Origin of the sequence: Sorangium sp. So ce363 (genome assembly GCF_051520435.1) — a bacterium.
Taxonomy (GTDB): Bacteria; Myxococcota_A; Polyangia; order Polyangiales; family Polyangiaceae; genus Sorangium; species Sorangium cellulosum_B.
In genome coordinates, this window is sequence record NZ_CP150333.1 from 374,004 (window position 1) to 389,094 (window position 15,091).

The window sequence follows — 15,091 nt, forward strand, 5'->3', positions numbered from 1 at the left end:
ACGCTACCGCGAAGGCCGCCGGCGGCTCAAGGTGAGGTGAGGAGGGAGCGCGCACCGATGCTACGGTGCCTCGCCGAGGAACCTCGCCATGATCGCTATCGTCAATCCAGAGCTGGATCGCTACGTTCACGACCACTCCGAGCCGCCGCCCGCGCTCCTCGATGAGCTGCGCGAGTTCACCCTGGCCCACGAGCCGAGGGCGGTCATGCAGGTCGGGCGGGTCGAAGGCTCCCTGCTCAGGATGCTGGTCGCGCTCATGCAGGCGCGCCGGGTGCTCGAGATCGGGACGTTCACCGGCTACTCGGCGCTCAGCATGGCCGAGGCGCTCCCGCCGGATGGCGAGCTCATCACGTGCGATCGCGACCCCGAGGTGGCCCGCATCGCCCGATCGTTCTTCGACCGCAGCGAGCACGGCGGGAAGATCCGGATCGCGCTCGGCGACGCGCTCGCCACCCTCCGCGCCATGCCGGCGAGCCCTGCCTTCGATCTCGTGTTCATCGACGCCGACAAGGAGCGGTATCCGGCCTACTACGAGGAGGTCCTCCCGCGCTGCCGCCGCGGCGGGCTGATCGTCGCCGACAACACCCTCTGGAGCGGCGAGGTCCTCGCCCCCGAGAGCGCGGACGGCCGCGCCATCGCCGCCTTCAACGATCTCGTCTTCCGCGATCCCCGGGTCGAGAAGGTCATGCTCACCGTGCGCGACGGGGTGACGCTCGCGCGCAAGCGCTGAAGGTCGGGCGCGGCGGGCGTGCGGCAGCGCGCCGCGAGCGCCGGTGGCGCGTCCGAAATCCTGGCCGGATCCCGGGCGCGCGGCGCTAGAGTCGGGCCAGCATGCTGCTCGCCATCGACGTCGGGAACACCAACATCAGCTTCGGGGTGCTGGAGGGCGAGGTGCTCCAGCACCACCTCCGCTGCGAGAGCGCGCGCTCCCGCACCTCGGACGAGTACGCCGTGCTCGTCCGGCAGATGCTCGACCTCCGCCGCGTCGACCTCGCCCGCATCGACAGCGCGATCGTCGCGAGCGTCGTGCCGACGCTGACCGACACGATGGTGGGGCTCGTCGAGCGGGCGTTCGGGATCGAGCCGCTCGTCGTGGGGCCTGGCATCAAGACCGGCATGGCCATCCTCTACGAGAACCCGCGCGAGGTCGGCGCCGACCGGATCGTCAACGCGGTCGCGGCGCACGAGTGGGTGCGGCGGCAGCCCGAACCCGCGCCCCGCGCCGCGCCGGCGCGAGCGCACGCGGCCGAGCCCGACCGGGGGGATCACGCCGCCGCCGGCGTCATCGTCGTCGATTTCGGCACGGCGACGACGTTCGACTGCGTGACCCCGAAGGGAGAGTACCTGGGCGGCGTCATCGCGCCGGGCATCCAGATCAGCGCCGAGGCGCTCTTCTCCCGCGCCGCGCGGCTGTCCCGCGTCGAGATCGCGCTCCCGCCCCGGGTCGTCGGCCGCAACCCCGTCCACTCGATGCAGTCGGGCATCGTGTACGGCTACGCGGGGCTCGTCGACGGGCTCGTGGGCCGCCTCCGGCGGGAGCTCGGCTACCCGTGCCGGGTCATCGCCACGGGCGGCCTGGCGCGGCTCATCGCGCCGCAGACCGAGACCATCGAGGGGGTCGACGACGACCTGACGCTCACCGGGCTGCGCCTCATCTACGAGCGGAACGCCGAGCGCAACAGCGGGCCCGCCACCCTGCCGCCCGCGGCGCGCGGAGGCGGCCAGGATTGACGTCGCCCGTGTCCGTCCGCGCCCCGCGCCGAGCGAGCGCGCCCTCCCTCCCGGCGCCGCCGGCGTCTGGCCGGGGCCTCCGCCGCGCGCTCGTCCTCGCTGCGGCGCCCGCCGCGCTCGTGCTCTCGCTCCTCCTCGCCGTCCTCCTCGGCGCCGAGCCCGTCTCGATCGCGCGCGCCGTCGCCGAGCCCGGCCTCGACCGGACCCTCCTCATCGACGTGCGCCTGCCGCGCGTGCTCCTCGCGGCCATCTCCGGCGCCGGCCTCGCGGCCGTGGGCGCCGCGTTCCAGGCGCTGCTCAGGAACCCGCTGGCCGAGCCGTACGTGCTGGGCGTCTCCGGCGGCTCCGCGCTCGGCGCCGCGGTCGCGATCGCGCTCGGCATCGGCGCGACGACCGTCCTCGGCGCCACGCTCCTGCCCGCGGCGGCGCTCGCCGGCGGCCTCGTCGCGACGGTGCTCGTCTACGCCATCGCGCGCGGCGCGGCCGAGGGCACCTCCGGCGCCTCGATGCTCCTCGCCGGCGTCATCGTGAACTCCATCGCGGCGGGCCTCATCTCCTTCCTCAAGACGCTCGTCTCCCCGTCGCGCGCCCAGCAGCTGCTCCGGTGGCTCATCGGCTTCGTCGAGCTGCCCACGACCTCGGCCCTCCTCGGCGTCGCCGCCTACGTCGCCGCCGGCTGCGCCGTGCTCCTCGCCGACGCCGCGCGGCTGAACCTCCTCTCGCTCGGCGACGAGTCGGCAGGGACCCTGGGCGTCGACGTCCGCGCCGTCGAGCGCCGGGTCTTCCTCGCGTCCTCGTGCATCGTCGGCGCCATCGTCAGCCGCACCGGCCTCATCGGCTTCGTCGGGCTGATCGTCCCGCACGCGGTCCGCCGGCTCTGCGGCGCGGATCACCGGCGGCTCCTGCCGCTGTCGCTCGTGGCCGGCGCGGTCTTGCTCACCACGTGCGACCTCGTCGCGCGGCTCCTGTTCCGGTGGCTCGGCACGGAGCCGCCCGTGGGCGCGGTGACCGCGGTGCTCGGCGGGCCGATGTTCCTCGTGCTGCTGCGGCGCTCGCCGCGCCTGTGAGGGCGCGGGCGCGTCAGGTCATGCCGAGGAGCTTGTTCATGCTGGCCTCGTCCGCCGGCGTGAACGGGTAGCGATCGAACTCGGCGCTCGTGACCCACCGGAACGCGTTCACGGCCAGCGACGCGAGCTCACCGCTCTTGATGTGGCACTCGTAGAGGTACAGGTCGACGACGTAGCGCTCGTAGGGGTGGCTCACGAACGAGATCAGCTGGCCCACCTCGATCTCGACGTCGAGCCGGTGGCGGACCTCGCGCTTCAGCGCGGCCGCGTCCGTCTCGGTCTCCTCCACGCGTCCCCCGGGGAACTCCCAGAGCATCGGGAGCACGGCGGTCGGCCGGCGCTGGGTGATCAGGTACCGGCCGTCCTGTTCAATCACGGCGGCGACCACGCGGATGGTGCGGACCATTTCCATGGCGAGTGCCTCAGGGCTGCTGAGCGTACGATGGGGCGTCGGGTTGTGCGAGCGGGACGGTCGCGTCCTCGGGGCGCCGCTGGCGCGCGCTCAGACGTTGATGCGGAACAGTTGCTGACCCATGAGCAGGATGTCGCCGCCCGTGATCTCGGTCTCGCCGAGGACGCGGAGGAAGGTGCCGTTCGAGCTGCCGAGGTCCGTGAGGAACAGCCGGCCGCCCTGGAGCGAGATCTGGCAGTGGAGCCCGGAGACGTAGCCGTCCTCGGGGAAGAGGATGTCGCCGCGCTCGCGCCCGAGGTGCAGGCCGGTGTCGGGGACCGGGAACGCGTTGCCGGTCGCGTCCCTGCCGATGATGAGGGCGAGCCGCGCGACGTAGCCCTTCGAGGGGCTGCCGAGGCGCTCGACGCCGTCGGGGGTCGTGGGCGCCGGGGAGAGCGGCTCGACGCGGACGATCTCCTGGCCGATGCGGAAGACGTCGCCGTTGTCGAGCTGCACCGGCGTGTCCCTGCGCAGCCTGCGGTAGACGCCGTTCAGCGAGCCCTCGTCCTTGACGAAGAGCCGCCCGCCCTTGATCGAGAACGTCGCGTGGCGCGGCGAGAGATAGCTGTCGCCGCCGAAGATCGTGCCCGAGTCGCGCCCGACCAGCGTGGGGTTCGTGGGCAGCGTGTACGAGCCGGCCTCGGTGCCGTCCGCCCGGAGCGCCGTCAGCACGACGTTCGCGGCGCCCGACGTGGAGATGACCGGCGTGGAGGGCTGCGCGGCCTGGCCCGCCGGCTTGACGAGCTTGAAGCCGCACAGCGCGCAGAACTTGTTCGACGGCGGGTTGGGCTCCTGGCACTGGGGACAGACGACCGTCCCTGCGCCGGCCGCCGCCGGCGTCGCGGGCGCGGCCGCTGCGGCCTTCTTGCTGGCGCCGGTGTCCTCCCCGCGGGCCGGGGCGATGAACGCCGCGGGATCGACGAGCGCGGGCGGCGGGGGCGCGACCGCCGGGCCCTTCTGGGCGCCCGTGCCGATGGCGGTCGGCTCATCGCCGTAATCCTTCGCCCGCGTCGCTGCCGGCACGCCGTGGGGCGGGGTGCCTGCCGCGAACTTCTTGGGCGAAACGTCGCGAGGTAGCTCGGCGCCGCAGCCGAGGCAGAACTTGTAATGGTCCTGATTTTCCTTGGAGCACTTCGGGCAGGTGATCACCACGCCTCCTCACAACGAGCGACCGGACTGGGTCCCAGGGCGAACGGCGGCGGGAGCATATTCGCCGCGGCGGCCCTCTGTCGACTGTCTGTCGCTCCTCCGCCCCTCAAGCGGGGGGTCGCGCGCCGCCGCCCGCCCGTTCGCTGGGGCGATTCCGCCCGGCAAATCGCGGCTCGCCGGGCGCGGGCGGCCGCGTTTTTCCGGGCGCGGGCGGCCGCGTTTTTCCGGGCGCGGGCGGCCGCGTTTTGTCGAGCGCAAGCGGCCGCGGTTTTCCGGGCGCGAGCGGCCCGGCTTGCCGGGCTCGTCGGGCGCCGGCGGCGTGGCTCACTTGGACGGGCTGCGGCGTGGCTCACTTGGAGAGGAGCGCGAGCGCATCACGCACGAGGTCGCCGAGCGGGGCGCTGTCGACGCGCGCGCCGAGGGCGGTGACGGCGCGCTCCGCCTCGGCCGGGCGGTAGCCCATGCGGGTGAGCGCGCTGTGCAGGAGGTCCTGCTTGGCGCCTGTGTCCGCGGGCGGGGGGGCCGCGGGGGAGAGCGGGGCCGCGGGGAGGTGGACGAGCTTGTCCTTCAGCTCGAGGACGAGGCGCTCGGCGGTCTTCTTGCCGACGCCGGGGATGGCGGTGAGGCGCGCGGTCTCTCGGCGGGTGATCACCGCGGCGAGCTCCCCCGCGCCGAGCGCGCTGAGGATGGCCATCGCGATCTTCGGGCCGATGCTGGAGATGCCGATGAGCACGCGGAAGGCCGCCCGGTCCTCGCGCGTCGCGAAGCCGTACAGGAGGAGCGCGTCCTCGCGCACGTGGGTGTGCACGAACAGGGTGATCGCGTCCGAGCCGGCCTTCGCGTTCGCGGCGATGCCGCGCGCGCGCCCCACGGCCCCGAGCGGGACGGTCACCTCGTAGCCGACCCCGCTGACGTCGAGGACGACCGTGCCCTCGTCGCCTTCTTCCACGACGTGGCCGGAGAGCCGGCCGATCAATTGACCTTGGCCCCTTGCTGGATCCACCTGCGGATGGCGTCGCGCTCCGCCGAGGGCAGGAGGTCGCCGCCAAAGGGCATCGGGGCCCCGCAGCCGTCGGGGGCGCACTCGAGGTCCCCGCAGCTCAGGGTGTCGTCGAGCTTGTGCATGAGGAAGCTGTTCGCGGGGTCGCCGGCCGTGATCCGCGGCATCCCGGAGGACGCCCTCGATGCGGCGCCGACGTTCTGGGCCACGATCGCGTCGATCTGCGCCTGCGTGGCCTGCTCGCTCAGCGTCGGGCCGAGGTACGCGAACCCGGCCGAGCCGGCCTCGGCGCCGTGGCATGTCGAGCTGAACGCGCAGGACCGCTGGAAGATGGGGAGGACCTCGCCCGCGAAGCTCACCTCGGGCGCGGTGCCGTCGAACTTGCTGTAGTCGAAGCACTCCGTCGCCGCGGGCCCGTCGTCACCGCAGCCGGCGCCGGCGCAAGCCGTCGCGACAAGGAAAATCAGGAAGAATTTCCGCACGTTCACCCCTCGCACCCAGATCTCGGGCTGGGACCCTAGCAGAACTGCGCGCGCTCCGTAACGCGTGACGTCGCGCCGCCCACCTCGGGTCGCGTGCGGTTGTTCCGGCGCGGCGCGCGCGGCGCGTTGCCCCGTCGGGGGGCGCGGCGTCCCGTCGCGGGGCGCGGAGATCGCCGCGCGTTTGGCCGGCCGGCGCGGCGGCGGGTAGGCTGGGCGTCCCATGAGGATTGGCCTGGGCATCGGCGCGATGGCGCTCGCGCTCGCCGCGCTCAACGTCGGTTGCGGCGGAGGGCGGGACGCTGTCGAACGACAGCTCTCCGAGCTGCGCGCGGAGCTCGTCAGGGTGCGCGCGGAGAACGCGGTGCTCGCGGATCGTGTGGGCTCGCTCGAGCGCTCGCAGGGCGGCGCCCGCAGCGCGGCGCGCCCTGACGAGGCCGGGGCGCGCGCCGCGCCCCCGGAGGAGCCGGACAGGCCTGACCTCGAGGTGGTGCGGCTCGCGCCGGAGGACGACGGCGCGCGGCCGCCGGTGCTCCGCTCGACCGCGAACGGCGCCGTGATCGAAGAGCCCCCGGGCGGGTCGTCGCCGCCGAGCCCGCCCCCCTCCACCCTGTCGAGGCGCAAGCGATGAAGTTCCCCGCGAAGGCAACGCTGGTCCTGGTCTCCCTGCCGATCGTCGCCGCGCCGCCGCTGGCGCGCGCTCAGGACCAGCAGGGCGGCGAAGAGGGCGCCGGCCAGGCGCCGGGCGTCACCGTGGTCCAGCTCCCGAGGGCCGAGCCGACCGTCGAGACGCAGGTCGTGGTGCCGGGTTATCCGCAGCCGGGGTTCGATCCGAACGCCCACCTGCCCTCGAGCTCGCGGGGCACGACGGACACGTCCCGCCCGTCGGACGGCTTCGATCTGGGCCGCCGGAGCGAGGGCCCCGCCTCGGTGAAGGGCGGCGCGAACGGCAGCTACGTCGTCGAGGGGCAGTTCGTGCCCGAGTCGCACTCGGTGCGGCGCGGCGACACGCTCTGGGACATCTCGGGCAGGTACTACACGAACCCCTACGCGTGGCCGCAGGTCTGGGCGCTGAACCCGCAGCTCCAGAACCCGCACTGGATCTACCCGGGCGACCGGATCCGGCTCCGCGACCCGAGCGAGGGCCCGACCCGCGGCAGCATCGGGTTCGGCGCGAACCAGCTGGGGCGAGGGGGGCGCGTGCCGTCGAAGACGATCTTCCTGCGCGAGCTCGGCTGGGTCGACGACGTGAAGAAGGACACGTGGGGGGAGCTCGTCGCGAGCCCCGACGACCAGATGCTCCTCAGCGAGGGCGACGACGTCTACCTCCGCCTCTCGGACGATCACGAGGTCGCGATCGGCCAGGAGCTGACGATCTTCCGCGAGATCAAGAAGGTGAAGAGCGGGGACGTGAAGGGCGAGCTCGTGACGGTGCGCGGCACGGCGCGCGTGGATCGTTACAACCCGAAGACGCACATGGTGCGCGCGCGGCTCATCGAGTCGCTCGACGTGGTCGAGCGCACGGACAGGGTCGGCGCGGTGTTGCGGCGCCTCGACGTGGTGCCGCCGGTGGGCGCCGAGGCGGATCTCGAGGCGAAGATCATCGCGGCCGTCTACCCCTACCAGCTCGTCGGGCAGCACCAGGTGGTGTTCATCGACAAGGGCGAGAAGGACGGCGTGAAGCCGGGGCAGCGCTTCTTCGCGGTCCGGCGGGGCGACCGCTGGCTGCAGCAGATCGGGGGCGCGGGCAGGCTGGCCACGGTCCGGCCGCGGGTGCAGGACGAGCGTCCGGCGCAGGTCGACGAGCCGAAGTTCGGCGTCGACGAGGAGCTGCTGCCGGACGAGACCTACGCCGAGCTGCGGGTCGTGCATGTGCGCGAGCGCACGGCTGCGGCGCTCGTGACCCACGCGATGTACGAGGTCGAGCGGGACGCGGTGCTGATCTCGCGCAAGGGCCTCTGATGATCGACCGCCTGCGGCGTTTCACGGCCGGGGTGTGCGGGGCGAAGCCCACGGGCCCGCGTCCGATTGCGTGAGCGAGCCAACGTGCGCGAAGGCAGCGGCCCCAGCCGTCGGCGCGCCGCCGCTCGCGACCTGGGGCGGCGGACGGCGGCGGAAGGGCGAAGGGGAGGGAGACCAAGCGCTGCCGCCGCGCTGACCGCGCAATGTCTCCACGAGGGGGGCGCCGGCGCGGTATGATGTTCCGCCTGGCATGCGTCGCCTCCCCGAAGTCCACTCCGAGCTGAAGGGCGCGGATGGCGATCCTCCCACACAGCGCTCGTTCGACAGCGCGATGGATCGCTGCACGCCGAGGAGCGGATCGCTGGCCGAGGTGCTCGGCGAGGGGGTGGTGCGGGGGCCCCGTTCGAGCGCGGCGCCTCCGAGCCTGAACAGCACCCCGCCGGAGGCGCGCGGCCACGCGCTGCGGGAGCGCGGCAACCTGCTCCTCCGGCGGAACGACCACGCGGGCGCCGCGCGCGACTACGACGAGGCGCTCGCGCTGTTCCGGGCGACGGGCGACGTGCTCGGGCAGGCCCAGGTGCTCATGGATCGGGGCGCGCTGCGCCTGCGGGAAGGCGTCTCCGTGCAGGCGGTGCGCGACTACGACGAGGCGCTCGCGCTGTTCCAGGCCGCGGGCGATCGCGCGGCGGAGGGCGACGCGCTGAGGGCGCGGGGCTTCGCGCGCGCCGAGGAGGGCGATCTCGGCGGCGCGGTGTGCGACTACGATCTGGCGATCCAGCTCTTCCTGCAGCTCGGCGATCGCGAGCCGCTCAAGCCCCGGGCCGGGTCGCGCGGGGCGGCCGCCGACGCCGACGCCCCGGGCCCCTCGGAGCCGCCGCGCGCCCGCCCTCACGGCGCCGCGCACGGGCGGGCGCTCAAGGCGCGCGGCGATCTGCGGGTCCGGCTCCGCAACCTGCCGGGAGCGGCGCGCGACTACAGCACAGCGCTCGCGCTGTTCCAGGACACGGGGGATCGGAGCGGGCAGGCCAGCGTGCTGAAGGCGCGGGGCGACATGCGGTTCGGCCAGGACAACGTGACGGGCGCCGCGCGCGACTACGACTGGGCGCTCACGCTCTACCAGGCGACCGAGGACCACCTCGGGCAGGCCGGCGTGTTCAAGGCGCGCGGCGATCTCCGGGTGCGGCAGGGGGATCTGGCGGGCGCCGAGAAGGACTACGACCAGGGGCTCGAGCTGTTCACGGCGACGCGCGACGCCCTGGGCCAGGCCGCGGTCCTGAAGGCGCGGGGCGATCTGCGCTCCGTGCAGGAGGACCTCGTGGACGCTGTCCGCGACTACGACCGGGCGCTCGCGCTGTTCCGCACGGGCTTCGAGCGCCGCGGGCAGGCCGCGACGCTCAAGGTGCGGGGCGATCTCCGTCGCAAGCAGTTCGAGCTGGTGGCCGAGCTCGTGGGCGTCGCGGCGGCCGACGCGTCGGACCTGGAGGAGGCGCTCTCGGACTACGAGCAGGCGCTCGCCCTGTTCGAGGTGCTCGAGGACGGCGCGGGTCAGGCCGGCGTGCTGCGGGCGCGGGGCGATCTGGCGCGCATCCAGGGGGATCTCGCCGGGGCGCTGTCGCTCTACCTCGGCGCGAAGCGGCTCCTGGACGTCTCGGGCAACGCCGCGGAGCTCTCGGCGACCCTCGCCGAGATCGCCCGGACGCACGCGCTCGCGGGCCGCGCGGCCGAGGCGCGCGCCGCGGCGGAGCAGGCGCTCGCGCGGGCCGATCGCGCGACCAGCGCCGAGTGCCGCGAGCTCGCGGAGGCGGTCCTCGCCGGCCGCGTCGTGGCCCGGGACGAGGCTTTCGCGAAGCGCGACTCCAGGGCGCCGAACGGCCTGAAGCGGTTCGACTGAGAGAGGCCCTGAGCCGCGCCGGGGCGCGGAGGGCGCCCGGGCGAGCCTCCGCGCGCCTGGGCCGCCGCGGGCGGCGCGGCGCGCACCGAGGACCCGCGCGCCGCTCCCGGCGAGCGGAGACAGACGTTGATGGCGCTGATGGCGAGTCGACCCGATCGACGGACAACCATCCTGACTCCGACCGATGCTGCCGAGAGCCGGGATGACCCGATAAGGGGTATCTCCTCCCCGAGAGCTCCGGAGTGCGTCGTCTACGTGTACGGCACAAATCCAGGCGCACCACGGCGCGGGTGGTAATGCCCGCTTCCGTACATGTCGGCATGGCATCGCGCCGCGGTGTGATGATCCGCCGTCACGACAGATGGGCGACACCACGGCATCGCGAGCACGTTGCAGCGCTGTTTCCTGGTTGGCCGCCGCGCGCGCTTCGGGATAGAAAAGAATGTCTTAAGGAGTCATCTACATGAAGAGAGGCTTGAAAGCAGTGCTCGCCCTGTCCGCTGCGCTCGCTCTGCTAGGCATCGGTGCGCCCGCAGACGCGACGACGGCCGTCCTGCTCTCGCGGGAGGAGCTCGTGCGCCAGTCGGCGACGATCGCGCGCGTGAGCGTCGGTCGATCGTACACGACGGAATCCGACGACGGAAAATCGATCGTGACCCGCACCGAGCTCACGATCACCCAGCCGCTCAAGGGCGGCGCGGCAGACAAGGGGGGCTCGAAGATGATTGTGCTGGAGCAGATGGGCGGGACCTACAACGGCAAGACACAGCGGCTGCTCGGCGACGCCAAGCTCTCGCCTGGCGAGGACGCCGTGGTCTTCCTGCGCTCGGGCGACAAGGGGCGGTGGCACCTCACGGCGCTGGCGCTGTCGGCCTATCACGTGGACAAGAAGGGCATGGCGCGGCGCATCCTCGATGGGCTGCACCTCGTCCGGCGGACCGGAGCCGCGCTCGTGCCCGTCGAGGTGCCCGTCGAGGAGGTCGAGCCCATCGAGAGCCTCATGACGGACGTCGTGCGCATCGCGGGAGGGAAGTGAGGTGAGGCGCCGCGTCGCCCTCGCCGCCCTGCTCGGCGCCGCCTCGTCCCTCGCCGTGGCCCGTGAGGCCGCCGCGTGGACGCCGCTCGATGACGTGGTCCCCCGCTGGGACAAGCTGCCCGTCGCCTACTACATCAACCGCTCGACGATCCCGGGCGAGATCTCCGCCTTCGCCGTCGACCGTGTCGAGTCCGGGTTCGAGACGTGGTCGAACGCGGGGTGTACGGCGTGGCAGGTCGACTTCCTCGGCGACACCACCGATCGTTACAACTACAACGACGGCAAGAACGTGTTTCAGTGGATCAGCTCCTCCTGGCCGAACATGCTCGGCGACGTCAACTCGGTCATCGGCGTCACGATGCCGGTCTGGCAGTTCGACGGCGCGATCGTGGACGCCGACATGGTCTTCAACGACGTCGGGTTTTGCTGGAACGACACCGGCAACAACGGCTGTGTCGACACGCAGTCGATCGCCACGCACGAAGAGGGGCATTTCCTGGGCCTCGGCCACTCCGGCGAGCGGAGCGCGACGATGACCCCTTACTATGTGGTGGGCTCGTCGATGCGCACCATCGAGCAGGACGACATCGATGGCGTGTGCGCGCTGTACCCCATCGGCGGGACCACGGTCGCGAGCGCCACGAGCGCTGCCAGCGGCGGCGGCGGCAGCTGCGATAGCTGCTCGAACGATTCGCTCGCGGGCACCTGCAAGGCGCCCTATGACGCGTGCGGTGCGTCGATCGCGTGCAGGGGATTCATCGGCTGTGTCAACGAGTGCCAGGACGACGCGTGCGTCGAGCGATGCATGAATGACGATGCCGAGGGGGCCGGCATGTATATCCGCATCCTCGAGTGCATCTGCGGGGAATGCTCGACCGAGTGCTCGACCGAGTGCGCTGGCTTCGATGGCGGCGGCAGCGGCGCCGGCGGCGCCGGCGGCAGCGGGGGCAATGGCGGAGCGGACGGCAGCAGCGTGTCGACCTCCTCCTCCTCGGCCGGCGGCGGATCGACCGTGGGCGCGACCGTGAGCTCTTCGGTCGCCTCGAGCGGCGGGGTGGGCGGCGCGGGCGGCGCCGAGCCGGACGACACGCCGAAGAGCGGCGATGAGGAGTCTGGCGGCGATGCCGGGTGCTCCTGCTCGACGACCAGCCGATCGGCCGATCTCGGTGGCGTCATGCTCCTCGGCGTGCTCGGCGCGCTGGCGTCGCGACGGCGCCGGCGCTGAGCGCTCGATCGCGGGGCTTCAGGGGGAGCGCCGGCCCCCGCGGCGGCGCGGATCGAGTCTGGGCCTGCCGCGCTCTTCCGGGCCAGAGAGCACCTGAGAGGACACCTGGTGGAGGCCCGCGCCGTCGGCGTGGGGGCTCTGACCTCCACCGCGCCGCGCGTGCGCCCGCCGGCGCGGCGCGGTGGAGCGCGAAAACCCCGAGATAGGCCGCCTTCCACGCGGATCCTGGGCGCGCCTGGGGGCGGCTCGAAGCACCCCGACAACCTGGTCCGCCGGTTGCTCTATCCGGATGCGGCGCCGCGAGACAGCGACGAGGGACGCCGAGGCGAGCTCGAGCTCGCCAGAGGCCGCCGACACGCCATCTCGCGAGCGCGAACACCCGACCCAAGGACACACCACCATGAACATCAAGAACCTGCTCCTCTGCTCGCTCATCTCGTCCTTCTCGCTCGTCGGCTGCATCGCCGAGCCGCTCGAGGGCGACAGCGTCGATGAGGGCGCGAGCGACGCCGCCGAGGTCGTGGGCGAGGGCGCAGAGGCGATCATCGGTCCTGGCGGCGATGACGGCGGCGGCCCGGTCACGAAGACCGTGAACCTCTCCTGCTCGATCACCTATCCCAGCATCTTCAACCCGAACGCCGCGATCAAGAACACCTCGCTCTTTGGCGTTCCGGACTCGGCGAAGATCACCTTCACCGTCACGCACTACTACGGCGATCCGGGGCCCTACACCCGCTCGGTCACCGGGCCGCTCGCCAAGGGCCAGACCAAGCTCGTCCCCCTCACGCACCCCGGCGCGCTCGACGCTTACGGCTGCACCGCCAAGGCCACCTGGACCCTCCTCGACTGAACCCGCGGCGGCAGACCAGCAGCCCTGTTGCAGCGCCAGGGCGTCACCGCGCACGGAGCCCCGATGTCCCGAGGCGCGCGTCCACGCGCGCCTTCGCGGCGCTCGCCCTGGCTCCCGATCTCCACGAGGGCAGCGCTCGACACGAGGGCAGCACGCGACGTCTTACCTGTTCCTACCTCTCCCACCTCGCTCTCAATTCTTGTTTTGCTAATTGACACAATAGAAAATCGGGCTACCCTGAGTCTCGTGACAGCGCCAGGCCGCCCGCGCGGCAGACCGAGGAAGGATCCGCAGCAACTCGCGACATGGGTTCCGCCCGAAGGCTGGTCACGCCTGGTCGCGTGGATCTCGCCGGAGGAGCGGATGGCGCTGAAGCGCGTCGCGCTCGAGGCGAGCACCTCCGTCGCGGAGCTGGTGCGTGCCCTGGCGAGCGGGCTCGCTGGGGGTGTCATCACCCCTGACGAGCTGCTCGGCCAGGTACGAAAGGGCATTCAGGTCATGGAGAAGATTCCGACGATTTTCGATCGCGGCGACGACTTCAAGGTGCTCCCGAAGCCGCGGGAGGGGTGCGAGTGGGTCTTTGCGGGCGAGGGCCGTCCCACCGAGAAGCTCGACGGCACGAACGTGCGGTTGACCATTCGCTCGGGCCACGTGGTCCGGGTCGAGAAGCGCAGGAACCCGAGCAAGCTCCAGAAGCAGCAGGGAATCATCGACGGCTGGTACGTCGACGCCGACGAGCACGGTCCGGAAGACAAGTGGATCTTCGAGGCGGTTCGCGGGACGGAGTTTCTGGGCTGGCCGGACGGCGAGCACTCGGCCGAGGCGCTCGGACCGAGCATTCAGGGCAACCCGCTCGGGCTCGCCAGGCACATGGTCGTGCCGTTCAACCTCGAGATTCCCGTCTACGATGACGTCCCGAGGACCTATGACGGCCTCCACGGCCTGTTCCAGCACCTGGAGAGCCGCTTCGCTCCGGGCCACCTCGCCGAGGGGATCGTGTTCCACCACCCCGACGGCCGGCGCGCCAAGATCAAGCGCAAGGACTTCCCCGGAGGGGCCGGCAAGTCGCGGTGAGGCTCCGGCCGATCGGGGCGCCCCTCCGCCGGGATCGAGGCAGCTCGCGATTCGCGCCCGTACCGTGGGCGCTCAGCGCCGCCGCCTGCCGCGCGCTGGCTTGCTGCTGCCTCCGCCGCGCGGCGCTGGCTTCTCTCCACCGGGGCGCTGGGCCGGCTTCTCTCCACCGGGACGCTGGGCCGGCTTCTCTCCACCGGGACGCTGGGCCGGCTTCTCCGGCGGCGCCTCCGTCGTCCGGACGACGAGCAGCGCCCGCCCGCGCTCGAAGGTCGGCGTCACGCTCACGTAGCCGTTCTCCCGCGCGAAGCCCGCCGTGTCGCCGCGGTGCTCATCCATGTACCGGCTGAACCGCGTCCAGAGATCGCGCGCCTCCTCGTCGGCGAGGGGCGCGCCGTCGATGGAGGCGGCGAGGTTCGAACGATCGCTCACGTGGATCCCGTGGCCGGGATGATGCGCCGTGAAGTGCGGCGTTTCCAGGGGTTATTGGCGGGTCGACCCCGCACGTCTCGCCGCCTTGCCGCGCCATCCGCCCCCGGGCAGGCTTCGCCCATGGGCCAGCCCGCCGAGAAGCAGCGCCGCGCGACGTACGCCGACCTCGAAGCTGTCCCACCGAACAAGGTGGCGGAGCTCGTCCGCGGCACCCTGCATGTGTTCCCCCGGCCGGCGCCGCGGCATTCAAGGGCGGAGAGCGCGCTGCAAGGGGAGCTCTTCGGCCCGTTCGACCGCGGCCGCGGCGGGCCCGGCGGCTGGACCATCTTGGTCGAGCCCGAACTGCACTTCCCCGACCCGGACGCGCCGGGCGAGATCGACGCGCTCGTGCCCGACCTCGCCGGCTGGCGCCGCGAGCGCATGCCCGAGCTGCCCGAGACGGCCTATTTCGCCCTCGCCCCGGACTGGGTCTGCGAAGTCGTGAGCCCGTCGACCGAGGACGTCGACCGCGACGAGAAGATGCCCATCTACGCGCGCGAGGGCGTGCGGCACGCGTGGCTCGTCGACCCGATCGCGCGGACGCTCGAGGTCTATGTGCTCGGCCAGGATCGTCGCTGGGGGCCCGCCGTCGTCCACCACGACTCCGCTCGCGTCCGCGTTGAGCCCTTCGAGGCCATCGAGCTCGAGCTCTCGGTCCTCTGGGCGAGGTGACACGCCACCGCGCTGACACGGGTGCTCCGGCCTGGG

The 15,091-nt window shown here is 72.6% G+C and carries 16 protein-coding genes; 11 read left to right on the forward strand and 5 right to left on the reverse strand.

What is annotated here, in order from left to right; genetic code table 11:
• Positions 1–88 precede the first annotated feature (88 nt).
• The 3 genes from WMF12_RS01475 to WMF12_RS01485 all read left to right on the forward strand — a co-directional run bounded on the left by WMF12_RS01475 (position 89) and on the right by WMF12_RS01485 (position 2,798).
• The gene (locus WMF12_RS01475) at positions 89–730 is read left to right on the forward strand and encodes an O-methyltransferase (RefSeq protein WP_437743812.1); all 642 of its coding nucleotides are present in this window, start codon (positions 89–91) and stop codon (positions 728–730) included.
• Positions 731–831: 101 nt separating this feature from the next.
• Positions 832–1,731, forward strand: coding sequence for a type III pantothenate kinase (locus WMF12_RS01480; RefSeq protein WP_437743813.1), 900 nt, complete (start codon positions 832–834; stop codon positions 1,729–1,731).
• 8 nt (positions 1,732–1,739) lie between these two features.
• Complete coding sequence (locus WMF12_RS01485; RefSeq protein ID WP_437860589.1) at positions 1,740–2,798, forward strand: FecCD family ABC transporter permease; 1,059 nt, start codon at positions 1,740–1,742, stop codon at positions 2,796–2,798.
• A 13-nt stretch (positions 2,799–2,811) separates the two neighbouring features.
• Here WMF12_RS01485 and WMF12_RS01490 read toward each other — a convergent pair whose 3' ends face one another.
• From WMF12_RS01490 to WMF12_RS01505, 4 genes are all read right to left on the reverse strand, one after another.
• The gene (locus tag WMF12_RS01490; RefSeq protein WP_012232930.1) at positions 2,812–3,210 is read right to left on the reverse strand and encodes a (deoxy)nucleoside triphosphate pyrophosphohydrolase; all 399 of its coding nucleotides are present in this window, start codon (positions 3,208–3,210) and stop codon (positions 2,812–2,814) included.
• Positions 3,211–3,300: 90 nt separating this feature from the next.
• Entirely contained in the window at positions 3,301–4,398 is a 1,098-nt protein-coding gene (locus WMF12_RS01495; RefSeq protein WP_437743815.1) for an FHA domain-containing protein, read from the reverse strand.
• Positions 4,399–4,747: 349 nt separating this feature from the next.
• Positions 4,748–5,374 carry a Holliday junction branch migration protein RuvA gene (ruvA, locus tag WMF12_RS01500; RefSeq protein ID WP_437860623.1) on the reverse strand — a complete coding sequence of 209 codons (627 nt, stop codon included), beginning with the start codon at positions 5,372–5,374 and terminating at the stop codon, positions 4,748–4,750.
• Positions 5,371–5,886: a hypothetical protein gene (locus tag WMF12_RS01505; RefSeq protein ID WP_437860630.1), complete on the reverse strand. Its 516-nt coding sequence runs from the start codon at positions 5,884–5,886 to the stop codon at positions 5,371–5,373. Before WMF12_RS01505 ends, ruvA begins: the two co-directional genes overlap by 4 nt.
• 214 nt (positions 5,887–6,100) lie before the next feature.
• Here WMF12_RS01505 and WMF12_RS01510 point away from each other — a divergent pair, with 214 nt between their 5' ends.
• The 7 genes from WMF12_RS01510 to WMF12_RS01540 all read left to right on the forward strand — a co-directional run bounded on the left by WMF12_RS01510 (position 6,101) and on the right by WMF12_RS01540 (position 13,915).
• Positions 6,101–6,508 carry a hypothetical protein gene (locus WMF12_RS01510; protein ID WP_437743818.1) on the forward strand — a complete coding sequence of 136 codons (408 nt, stop codon included), beginning with the start codon at positions 6,101–6,103 and terminating at the stop codon, positions 6,506–6,508.
• Positions 6,505–7,839, forward strand: coding sequence for a LysM peptidoglycan-binding domain-containing protein (locus WMF12_RS01515; protein ID WP_437860646.1), 1,335 nt, complete (start codon positions 6,505–6,507; stop codon positions 7,837–7,839). The genes WMF12_RS01510 and WMF12_RS01515 overlap by 4 nt, the downstream gene beginning before the upstream one ends.
• Positions 7,840–8,089: 250 nt before the next feature.
• On the forward strand, positions 8,090–9,730 hold the full coding sequence (locus tag WMF12_RS01520; RefSeq protein WP_437860654.1) for a tetratricopeptide repeat protein: 1,641 nt from the start codon (positions 8,090–8,092) through the stop codon (positions 9,728–9,730).
• Between the two features lie 463 nt (positions 9,731–10,193).
• Positions 10,194–10,766, forward strand: coding sequence for a hypothetical protein (locus tag WMF12_RS01525; protein WP_437743821.1), 573 nt, complete (start codon positions 10,194–10,196; stop codon positions 10,764–10,766).
• Position 10,767: 1 nt separating this feature from the next.
• The gene (locus tag WMF12_RS01530; RefSeq protein ID WP_437860673.1) at positions 10,768–11,991 is read left to right on the forward strand and encodes a matrixin family metalloprotease; all 1,224 of its coding nucleotides are present in this window, start codon (positions 10,768–10,770) and stop codon (positions 11,989–11,991) included.
• 400 nt (positions 11,992–12,391) lie between these two features.
• Complete coding sequence (locus WMF12_RS01535) at positions 12,392–12,841, forward strand: hypothetical protein (RefSeq protein ID WP_437860682.1); 450 nt, start codon at positions 12,392–12,394, stop codon at positions 12,839–12,841.
• A 363-nt stretch (positions 12,842–13,204) separates the two neighbouring features.
• Positions 13,205–13,915 (forward strand): hypothetical protein, encoded by a 711-nt coding sequence (locus WMF12_RS01540; RefSeq protein ID WP_437743824.1) that lies wholly within the window; start codon positions 13,205–13,207, stop codon positions 13,913–13,915.
• 72 nt (positions 13,916–13,987) lie between these two features.
• Here the strand turns inward: WMF12_RS01540 and WMF12_RS01545 are convergent, their stop codons facing one another.
• Positions 13,988–14,344 carry a hypothetical protein gene (locus WMF12_RS01545; RefSeq protein WP_437860691.1) on the reverse strand — a complete coding sequence of 119 codons (357 nt, stop codon included), beginning with the start codon at positions 14,342–14,344 and terminating at the stop codon, positions 13,988–13,990.
• Between the two features lie 120 nt (positions 14,345–14,464).
• Here WMF12_RS01545 and WMF12_RS01550 point away from each other — a divergent pair, with 120 nt between their 5' ends.
• A complete protein-coding gene (locus tag WMF12_RS01550; protein ID WP_437860706.1) occupies positions 14,465–15,055 on the forward strand; it encodes a Uma2 family endonuclease in 591 nt (196 codons plus the stop codon).
• Positions 15,056–15,091: the final 36 nt, after the last annotated feature.

Excerpts from the sequence above, each read along its gene's own strand:
- WMF12_RS01535 (WP_437860682.1), top strand. The coding sequence starts at position 12,392 with ATGAACATCAAGAACCTGCTCCTCTGCTCGCTCATCTCGTCCTTCTCG.
- WMF12_RS01475 (WP_437743812.1), top strand. The coding sequence starts at position 89 with ATGATCGCTATCGTCAATCCAGAGCTGGATCGCTACGTTCACGACCAC.
- WMF12_RS01525 (WP_437743821.1), top strand. The coding sequence starts at position 10,194 with ATGAAGAGAGGCTTGAAAGCAGTGCTCGCCCTGTCCGCTGCGCTCGCT.
- WMF12_RS01540 (WP_437743824.1), top strand. The coding sequence starts at position 13,205 with ATGGCGCTGAAGCGCGTCGCGCTCGAGGCGAGCACCTCCGTCGCGGAG.
- WMF12_RS01550 (WP_437860706.1), top strand. The coding sequence starts at position 14,465 with ATGGGCCAGCCCGCCGAGAAGCAGCGCCGCGCGACGTACGCCGACCTC.
- WMF12_RS01515 (WP_437860646.1), top strand. The coding sequence starts at position 6,505 with ATGAAGTTCCCCGCGAAGGCAACGCTGGTCCTGGTCTCCCTGCCGATC.
- WMF12_RS01510 (WP_437743818.1), top strand. The coding sequence starts at position 6,101 with ATGAGGATTGGCCTGGGCATCGGCGCGATGGCGCTCGCGCTCGCCGCG.
- WMF12_RS01520 (WP_437860654.1), top strand. The coding sequence starts at position 8,090 with ATGCGTCGCCTCCCCGAAGTCCACTCCGAGCTGAAGGGCGCGGATGGC.
- WMF12_RS01490 (WP_012232930.1), bottom strand. The coding sequence starts at position 3,210 with ATGGAAATGGTCCGCACCATCCGCGTGGTCGCCGCCGTGATTGAACAG.
- WMF12_RS01480 (WP_437743813.1), top strand. The coding sequence starts at position 832 with ATGCTGCTCGCCATCGACGTCGGGAACACCAACATCAGCTTCGGGGTG.